This window comes from Acidovorax sp. GW460-11-11-14-LB4, from assembly GCF_059423685.1.
In genome coordinates this window covers 39,860-48,820 of the sequence record NZ_JBWKYJ010000033.1, presented here as the reverse complement: position 1 = coordinate 48,820, position 8,961 = coordinate 39,860, and the positions used below count along the sequence as shown (strand labels likewise).

Below are 8,961 nucleotides of genomic sequence, written 5' to 3'. Positions count from 1 at the left end.
CGGGGGGGGGGGGGGGGGTATTTCACTCGTTAGACCATGACGCCATGCGGCAGGCGGCCGACTACCTGATCGGCGAGCATGATTTCACCTCGTTTCGCGCGTCCGCCTGCCAGGCCAAGACCCCGGTCAAGACCTTGCAACGCATCGACATCGTGCGACGGGGGGCGGACACACCGCACCCCGAACTGGGCTGGAGCCCCTGTTACTGGCGTTTTGAATTCGAAGCCAACGCCTTCTTGCACCACATGATCCGCAACATCATGGGCTGCCTGATCACCATCGGCCAGGGCACGCAGCCTCCCGAATGGATGGCCGAGGTGCTGGCAGCCCAGTCCCGCAAGGTGGCTGCGCCGACATTCTCGCCAGACGGGTTGTACTTTCAAGGGCCCGTCTACGACGCCGCCTGGGGGCTACCCCAGCGCACGGCTGCGTATGATTGGCTTCCATGAACCAGGCCACTACACCGACCACAACGGCCCCCGCCGTCAGTCAACGCCTCCACGCCCCTTTCCAGGCGTCTGCCAACGTACGCACCCGCATCAAGATCTGCGGGCTGACCCGCGAGGAAGACGTGGATGCAGCTGTGGCTGCGGGCGCCGATGCGGTGGGTTTTGTGCTCTACGCCCCCAGCCCACGGTCGGTCACCCCCCGGCGGGCCGCGCAGTTGGCACGGCGCCTGCCGCCGTTTGTCACGCCCGTGCTGCTGTTCGTGAATGAATCCACTCCTAATGTAATAGCAGCCAGTGCAATGATTGCTGGCGCTACAGTGCAATTCCATGGTGATGAGACGCCACAGGACTGCATGGCGGCCACCCACCAGGGGGCACGCCCCTACCTGCGAGCCGCCCGAATTCCCCTCGGTGATGGAGCGGCGCAGTTTGACCTCGTAAAATACGCCCTCGATTACTCTCACGCCCAAGCCATCCTGCTCGACGCCCATGTCGAAGGGTTTGGCGGCAGCGGCAAGGCATTCAATTGGTCACTCCTTCCACCAAGCGTCAGCTCTCACCTCGTTTTGTCTGGTGGACTCACGCCTGCAAACGTGACCGATGGCATTTTGCAAGTCCGCCCGCGGGGTCTCTCGCTGGCGGTTGATGTCAGTTCCGGCGTCGAAGCCGATGGTCCTGATGGCAAACCCGTCAAGGGCATCAAGGACGCCGTGAAGATCCAACGCTTCGTTGCCGCCGTGCGTGCGGCCGATGCACAACTTGCAAAGAACCCCCATGAATTCCTATCAGCAACCTGATGCTTCCGGCCATTTCGGCCAGTATGGCGGCAGCTTCGTCAGCGAAACGCTGACCCACGCCATCCAGGAGCTGCGCGAGGCTTACGCGCGCTACCAGAACGACCCTGAATTTCTGGCCGAATTCCATTACGAACTCAAGCACTTCGTCGGTCGCCCCTCCCCCATCTACCATGCAGCGCGCACCAGCCGCGAGATGGGTGGCGCACAGATCTACCTCAAGCGCGAAGACCTGAACCACACAGGCGCGCACAAGATCAACAACGTGATCGGCCAAGCCATGCTGGCCAAGCGCATGGGCAAGCCCCGCGTGATTGCCGAGACGGGTGCAGGCCAGCACGGCGTGGCCACTGCCACCATCTGCGCGCGCTACGGGCTCGAATGCGTTGTTTACATGGGTGCCGAAGACGTGAAGCGCCAAAGCCCCAACGTGTACCGCATGAAACTGCTGGGCGCTACGGTGGTGCCCGTGGAGTCTGGCAGCAAGACCTTGAAGGACGCCCTGAACGACGCCATGCGCGACTGGGTGGCGAACGTGGACAACACCTTCTACATCATCGGCACGGTGGCGGGCCCGCACCCCTACCCCATGATGGTGCGCGACTTCCAGAGCGTGATCGGCAAGGAATGCATTGAGCAAATGCCCAGCATGCTGGCCGAGCAAAAGGTGCTGGGCGACCAACCCGATGCGGTTATCGCGTGCGTGGGTGGTGGCAGCAATGCCATGGGCATCTTTCACCCTTACATCCCTTTCGAGAAAACGCGCCTCATCGGCGTGGAGGCTGCGGGCGAAGGCCTGGAGTCGGGCAAACACTCGGCATCGTTGCAAAAGGGCAGCGCGGGTGTACTGCACGGCAACCGCACCTTCATCCTGCAGGATGACAACGGCCAGATCACCGAAACCCATAGCATCAGCGCAGGCCTGGACTACCCCGGCGTGGGCCCGGAGCACGCCTGGTTGCAGGAAATCGGCCGCGCCGAATACGTAGGCATCACCGACCAGGAAGCGCTGGACGCCTTCCACTACCTGTGCCGCACCGAGGGCATCATCCCCGCACTCGAATCCAGTCACGCCGTGGCCTACGCCATGAAGCTGGCCAAAACCATGCGCCCAGACCAGTCGATCCTGGTCAACCTCTCGGGCCGGGGCGACAAGGACATTGGTACTGTGGCCGATCTCAGTGGCGCCGACTTTTACTGCCGACCCAGCTGCCAGGGGCAGTCCGTCAAGGGCGGCGAGCAACCCATCAAGGTGGTGAAATAAATGAGCCGTATCGCATCCACCTTTTCTGCCCTGCAAGCACAGGGCCGCAAGGCGCTGATTCCTTATGTGACCGCCGGTTTCCCGTTCGCCGACATCACCCCCGCGCTCATGCACGGCATGGTCGAGGCCGGTGCCGACGTGATCGAGCTGGGCGTGCCCTTTTCCGACCCCATGGCCGATGGCCCGGTGATCCAGAAGGCGGGTGAAAAAGCCCTCAGCCTGGGCATTGGCATGGTGCAGGTGCTCGACCATGTGCGTGAGTTCCGCAAGCGCAACAGCACCACGCCAGTGGTGTTGATGGGCTATGCCAACCCTGTGGAACGCTACGACCAGAAGCACGGCCAAGGTGCGTTTGTGCGCGACTCTGCCGCTGCGGGCGTGGACGGCGTGCTCATCGTGGACTACCCGCCCGAAGAATGCGAAGCTTTTGCTGCCAGCCTGCGCGCGCACGGCATGGACCTGATCTTCCTGCTGGCTCCCACCAGCACGGACGAACGCATGGCCCAGGTGGCGCGCGTAGCCAGCGGCTATGTGTACTACGTGTCGCTCAAGGGCGTGACCGGCTCCGGCGCGCTGGATACGGCGGCCGTGGAGCAGATGCTGCCCCGCATCCGCCAGCATGTGACCATCCCGGTGGGTGTGGGCTTTGGCATCCGCGACGCAGCCACCGCCCAGGCCATTGGCAAGGTGGCCGATGCCGTGGTCATCGGCAGCCGCATCATCCAGTTGATTGAAGACCAGGAGCACGCCAAGGTGGTGCCCCTGACCATCGACTTCCTGCGTGGCATCCGCAAGGCCCTGGACGCCTAGTCGCATAATGCAGCCCGGCGCATCCTGTGGGGTGCGCCGACAGATTCACACCCGGCCTGCCCCGCAAACGCCTACAGGCTATGCAGCAGGACGCGCCACTGAAGAGGAGAACACCATGTCCTGGCTCGAAAAACTTCTGCCCGCCAAAATCCAGCAAACCGACCCCACCGAGCGCCGTCAGGTGCCCGAAGGCCTGTGGATCAAGTGCCCGAGCTGCGAAACGGTGCTCTACAAGGCCGACCTGGAGCACAACCAGAATGTGTGCCCCCACTGCAGCCACCACCACCGCATCGGTGCGCGCGCCCGACTGGACGCATTTCTGGATGCTGAAGGCCGCTACGAAATCGGCCAGGAAGTGCTGCCCGTAGACGCGCTCAAGTTCAAGGACAGCCGCAAGTACCCCGAGCGCCTGAAGGAAGCCCTGGAGAACACCGGCGAGACCGACGCCCTCATCGTGATGGGCGGCGCGGTCAAGAGCATCAACGTCGTCGCCGCCTGCTTCGAGTTCGACTTCATGGGCGGCTCCATGGGCTCCGTGGTGGGCGAGCGATTTGTGCGTGGCGTGGAAACCGCCATCGAGCAAAAGGTACCCTTCATCTGCTTTACCGCCACCGGCGGCGCCCGCATGCAGGAAGGCCTGCTGTCGCTCATGCAGATGGCCAAGACCAACGCAGCGCTGACCCGCTTGGCCAAGAAGGGCCTGCCCTACATCAGTGTGCTGACCGACCCCACCATGGGTGGCGTGAGCGCAGGTTTTGCCTTTGTGGGCGACATCGTGATTGCCGAGCCCAAGGCGCTGATCGGCTTTGCTGGCCCGCGCGTGATCGAATCCACCGTGCGTGTGACCCTGCCCGAGGGCTTCCAGCGTGCAGAGTTCCTGCAAACCAAGGGCGCGGTGGACTTCATCTGCGACCGCCGCGAACTGCGCAACACCGTGGCCAGCAGTTTGGCCATGCTGCAACGACTGCCTGCTGACGCGGTGATGTAAATACCCGGTCCCCGAAAAGGGGACTGAGTGAGGCCTCACCACGCCATTGATATATTTTCAATAGCAAACAGAGCATATTTGGCTAGCGCATCGGGCCTTTGGGATGCTTAACGCATCACACTGGCCTGCAAATGACCCAGAACAATCATCACGACCTGCAGCGCCACCAGCGCCACCAATGGCGACAGGTCGAAGCCGCCCATCAGCGGAATGACGCGCCGAAAAGGACGCAACACGGGTTCACACAGGCGCGCGATCACATCCGCCAGCGGTGAACGGCCACCCTGCACCCAGGACAGGACGGCATAGACAATCAGCAGGCCGATCAGCCCCGAGACCGCCACGCGCAGCAGCCCGAACAAGGCCAGCCAGGGCAACCACGGCCATGCCGAGCCAGCACCCAGCAGCAAGGTCAACAACGCGTACTGCACCAGCTGCACCAGCATCGCAGCCACCAGACTGGACACATCCCAGCGCCCCGCAGGGGGGATCACCCGTCGCAGCGGCATGATCAGCCAGTCGGACAACGCAAACACCAACCCACCGACCGGGTTGGAGAACGGCACCCGCTGCCACTGCATGTACAGCCGCAAAAGGCAGGCTCCGGTCAGCAAGCCGCCAACAACATCGAGCAGGAAAGAGGCGATCTGATAGAGCATGGATGAGACAAAAACAATGGTGTGCAGCAAAAGCCGACGGTGTCATGGGATGATAGCGGGCGAAGGCATCCACGCGCCCATGACCCCACCCCTCACCTTGTCGTCCCTGCCGCTTTTCCCCCTGGGCTCTGTCTTGTTCCCGGACGGAGTGCTAGCTCTGAGGGTGTTTGAGGTGCGCTACCTGGACATGGTGCGCAAGTGCCACCGGACAGGCGCCCCCTTCGGCGTGGTTGCACTCACCCAAGGCCAGGAAGTGCGCCAAGCTGGAGCGCTAGAAGAACGCTTCAACGACATCGGTACCCTGGCCATCATCGAGCAATTGGAGACACCCCAGCCCGGACTGGTCACCCTGTTATGCCGTGGTAGCCAGCGTTTTCGCATCACTCAACGCCATCACCTGCAGCACGGCCTTTGGATTGCTGACGTCGATCACGTCGAACAGGATCTGACAGTACCGGTTCCAGACGATCTCAAAAAGGCGTCAACTGCATTGGCGCAGGTCTTGCACACGCTGCAGGTACGCGACCCAGACATGCCCCACTTGGTCACCCCCACTGCAGCACAACTGGACGATTGCGGCTGGGTGGCGAACCGATGGTGCGAACTGCTGCCAGTGCCACTGGAGCTGAAACAGCGGTTGATGGAGCTGGACAACCCCCTGGTCCGCCTGGAACTGGTGGGGGATGTGCTGGAGAGGACGGGGATCGCGCAGTCTCGATGAACATGCGCCACTTGCTAACGCGTAAGCAACGCCATCATCCATGCCATTAAGTACCCCCATGCGAAGCGCCATCCTCTCTTGGCCACGGTCCGCCAAGCGGTTTTTTGTGGTGAGCTTGGACCTTTGCGCGAGCCTCATTGCCATGTGGCTGGCTTTTAGTCTGCGACTAGATTCACCACATTGGCCCACCGGGCTCCAATGGTTGGTTTATGGCTTGGGGCCGACATTGGCGCTACCCGTCTTCATTCGCGCTGGCTTGTATAGAGCTATCTTTCGCTATACCGGAATTGCGGCGCTCATCACCACAGGACGAGCCGTAGCGCTCTACGGAGCCTTACTGTTCAGTATTTTGATGGTAGCTCAATGGGAAGGGGTGCCGCGTAGTGTTGGCGTACTACAACCGATAATTTTGCTCTTGATGGTGGGCTCCAGCCGCGCACTGGGCTGGTTCTGGCTGGCCGGCAAGCCGCGCAATACGTCTCATCGGTTGCTGATTTATGGGGCCGGCAGCGCAGGCGCGCAAACTGCTGCCGCCATGCAGAACATGCGGCAATATCAGCTGATGGGATTCTTGGACGATGACCCCAATAAGGCCGGCAGCACCATCAACGGCGTGCGCGTGAGCAGTCCCAACAATTTGCCTGAGCTGATCCAACAGCTTAAGGTCACTGACGTGCTACTGGCGCTTCCCAGCACCACACGTCAGCGAAGACATGAAATCATTCAAAGCCTTGGCAGTGCGGCTGTGCGCGTGCGCACACTACCAGGCCTGTCCGATCTAGCCAGTGGTCGGGTGAGCGTGACAGATTTCCAGGAGTTGGACATCGAAGACCTGCTGGGGCGCGAGTCTGTAGCCCCCCTACTCGATCTGCTTGGAAACGGTCTTGCTGGTCAGGTGGTGCTTGTCACGGGGGCCGGAGGCAGTATCGGGAGCGAACTGTGCCGCCAAATTGTTAACGAAGGTCCTGCGAAGCTGTTACTTGTGGAACACAGCGAATACGCGCTTTATGCCGTCCATCACGAGCTGCAGGCGCTGCGCGATCAAGGTACCCACACGTGCGAACTGGTGCCGCTGCTGGCCAGCGTGGTCAACCCGCATCGTATTGCTGACATCTGCCGCAAACACCGACCCGATTCAATTTACCATGCAGCTGCCTACAAGCACGTTCCTATGGTGGAGGCTAACGCAGGGGAAGGCGTGCTGAACAACGTCTTTGGAACGCTCAACATGGTACGAATAGCCCTTGAATATGGCGCGCGCAACTTTGTGCTTGTTTCCACTGACAAGGCAGTGCGCCCCACAAACGTAATGGGAGCAAGCAAGCGCGTGGCTGAGCAAGTGCTGCAAGCCATCACCGCCAGTAAGTTGCCGCCGTTTGACAAGGTATTGCCGGAAGGAGTCGTCACTTGGTCCTGTCCAACGCGCCTCTCCATGGTGCGTTTTGGGAATGTGCTGGGGTCCAGCGGTAGCGTGATTCCCCTTTTCAGGCGCCAGATCACGACGGGTGGCCCACTGACTGTCACCCATCCCGAGGTGACACGCTATTTCATGACCATTTCCGAGGCAGCGCAGCTTGTGCTGCAGGCTGGCGCCATGGCGGAAGGCGGTGATCTATTCCTCCTAGACATGGGAGAACCCATCCGTATCCTTGATGTGGCAAGGCGAATGGTAGCTCTGTCCGGCTTGACAGTGCGCGATGCAGAGCACCCACAGGGCGATATAGCCATAGAGTTCACTGGACTACGCCCTGGTGAAAAACTGTATGAAGAACTGCTTATCGGTGACAACCCACTCGCCACCACACATCCGCGCATCAGGCGTGCGCGCGAGGAATTCTGCCCGTGGTCGGAGTTGCAAGCCGCCTTGCAGCCGCTACAAGAAGCCGCCAATGCGAATGACGAGGCAGCACTGAAGCGCTCGCTCTCTTTGCTGGTGAGAGGCTACAAACCAGATCTAGTGAAAACACAATGCTGACCTCTATCGCGACAAAGCCCCGAATTGCCATCATCGGTCTTGGTTACGTGGGCTTGCCACTAGCCGTCGAGTTTGGCAAGCATTTTCCGGTCGTAGGTTTCGATGTCCACCAACCACGCATCCTTGAGCTGCAATCAGATTACGACCGAACGCAAGAAACAAGCGCGCAGCAAATGCAGGCTGCCACGCAATTGCAATACAGCTCAAGTCCAAAAGATCTAGAAGGCTGCAATATCTACATCGTGACAGTCCCAACGCCTGTGGACGATGCCAAGCGCCCCGACTTGTCGATGTTGATCAAAGCGAGTCAGACCGTAGGGCACGCCATGCGCCCGGGCGCCTTGGTGATTTTTGAGTCAACGGTCTACCCGGGTGTCACCGAAGAAATCTGTGTGCCAGTGCTGGAGGAATCTTCTGGACTGCGCTTCAATCACGATTTTTTCTGTGGCTACAGCCCGGAGCGCGTCAACCCGGGTGACAAGGTCAACACACTCACGCGCATCCGCAAGATCACCAGTGGCAGCACGCCCGAAGCCGCAGCGGCTGTTGATCAACTCTACAGTCGCATAATCACGGCAGGCACGTACAAAGCGCGCAGCATCAAGGTGGCAGAAGCCGCCAAAGTCATCGAGAACACGCAGCGTGACTTGAACATCGCTTTGATGAACGAGCTTTCGATATTGTTCGACCGCCTAGAGGTTGACACGCTCGAAGTGCTCGAAGCTGCGGGCAGCAAATGGAACTTTGTCCCTTTTCGGCCTGGCTTGGTTGGCGGGCATTGCATCGGTGTAGATCCCTACTATCTGACCTATAAAGCTGAACAAGTGGGTTATCACCCACAAATAATTCTGGCGGGCCGCCGCATCAACGACAACATGGCTGGCTATGCGGCGCACAACATCATCAAAATAATGCTGCGGGCAAGCATGGACGCTCCACGCTGCAAGATTGGCGTAATGGGCATCACATTCAAGGAAAACTGCCCAGATATTCGCAATAGCAAGGTTGTAGACCTAGTCAACGAATTGAAAGCCTGGGGCGTGGAGGTGGTCATTTCGGACCCTATTGCCGACGCGGCCGAGGTTCAGCATGAATACCAGCTGACTCTGGGCATAGTGGACGAAGACCATCCCGTGGACGCTCTTGTCGTTGCGGTCGGACACAATAGCTACCGCTCCTTGAGCGCCAAGCAGCTTCGCTCTTACTGCCGCCATCCTAAGCCGGTTATTGCTGACATCAAGTCACTATATGACCGCGAGGAGCTGAAACAAGCAGGATTTACCGTCTACCGACTTTGAGCC

At 60.2% G+C, this 8,961-nt stretch carries 9 protein-coding genes; 8 read left to right on the top strand and 1 reads right to left on the bottom strand.

The annotated features are described in order from the left end of the window. From AC07X4_RS13530 to accD, 5 genes are all read left to right on the top strand, one after another. On the top strand, window positions 1–449 hold a 449-nt coding region (locus tag AC07X4_RS13530; RefSeq protein ID WP_494740354.1), incomplete at its 5' end, for a tRNA pseudouridine synthase A. After that, on the top strand, window positions 446–1,246 hold the full coding sequence (locus AC07X4_RS13525) for a phosphoribosylanthranilate isomerase (protein ID WP_494740353.1): 801 nt from the start codon (window positions 446–448) through the stop codon (window positions 1,244–1,246). The genes AC07X4_RS13530 and AC07X4_RS13525, both read left to right, overlap by 4 nt. Then, window positions 1,224–2,507: a tryptophan synthase subunit beta gene (trpB, locus tag AC07X4_RS13520; protein WP_494740352.1), complete on the top strand. Its 1,284-nt coding sequence runs from the start codon at window positions 1,224–1,226 to the stop codon at window positions 2,505–2,507. The genes AC07X4_RS13525 and trpB overlap by 23 nt, the downstream gene beginning before the upstream one ends. Next, window positions 2,508–3,317 carry a tryptophan synthase subunit alpha gene (trpA, locus tag AC07X4_RS13515; RefSeq protein WP_494740351.1) on the top strand — a complete coding sequence of 270 codons (810 nt, stop codon included), beginning with the start codon at window positions 2,508–2,510 and terminating at the stop codon, window positions 3,315–3,317. A gap of 115 nt (window positions 3,318–3,432) precedes the next feature. Continuing rightward, window positions 3,433–4,305, top strand: a complete 873-nt coding sequence (gene accD, locus AC07X4_RS13510; RefSeq protein WP_015013229.1) for an acetyl-CoA carboxylase, carboxyltransferase subunit beta — start codon at window positions 3,433–3,435, stop codon at window positions 4,303–4,305. Window positions 4,306–4,412: 107 nt separating this feature from the next. On the opposite strand, the gene AC07X4_RS13505 is transcribed toward accD, so the two are convergent. Then, complete coding sequence (locus AC07X4_RS13505; protein WP_494740350.1) at window positions 4,413–4,964, bottom strand: YggT family protein; 552 nt, start codon at window positions 4,962–4,964, stop codon at window positions 4,413–4,415. A gap of 79 nt (window positions 4,965–5,043) precedes the next feature. Here AC07X4_RS13505 and AC07X4_RS13500 point away from each other — a divergent pair, with 79 nt between their 5' ends. From AC07X4_RS13500 to AC07X4_RS13490, 3 genes are read left to right on the top strand one after another with little or no spacing between them, the layout of a single operon-like run. Further along, entirely contained in the window at window positions 5,044–5,685 is a 642-nt protein-coding gene (locus tag AC07X4_RS13500; RefSeq protein ID WP_494740349.1) for an LON peptidase substrate-binding domain-containing protein, read from the top strand. Between the two features lie 58 nt (window positions 5,686–5,743). Beyond that, the gene (locus tag AC07X4_RS13495; RefSeq protein ID WP_494740348.1) at window positions 5,744–7,660 is read left to right on the top strand and encodes a polysaccharide biosynthesis protein; all 1,917 of its coding nucleotides are present in this window, start codon (window positions 5,744–5,746) and stop codon (window positions 7,658–7,660) included. Further along, the gene (locus AC07X4_RS13490) at window positions 7,654–8,958 is read left to right on the top strand and encodes a nucleotide sugar dehydrogenase (RefSeq protein WP_056061434.1); all 1,305 of its coding nucleotides are present in this window, start codon (window positions 7,654–7,656) and stop codon (window positions 8,956–8,958) included. Before AC07X4_RS13495 ends, AC07X4_RS13490 begins: the two co-directional genes overlap by 7 nt. Window positions 8,959–8,961 lie beyond the last annotated feature (3 nt).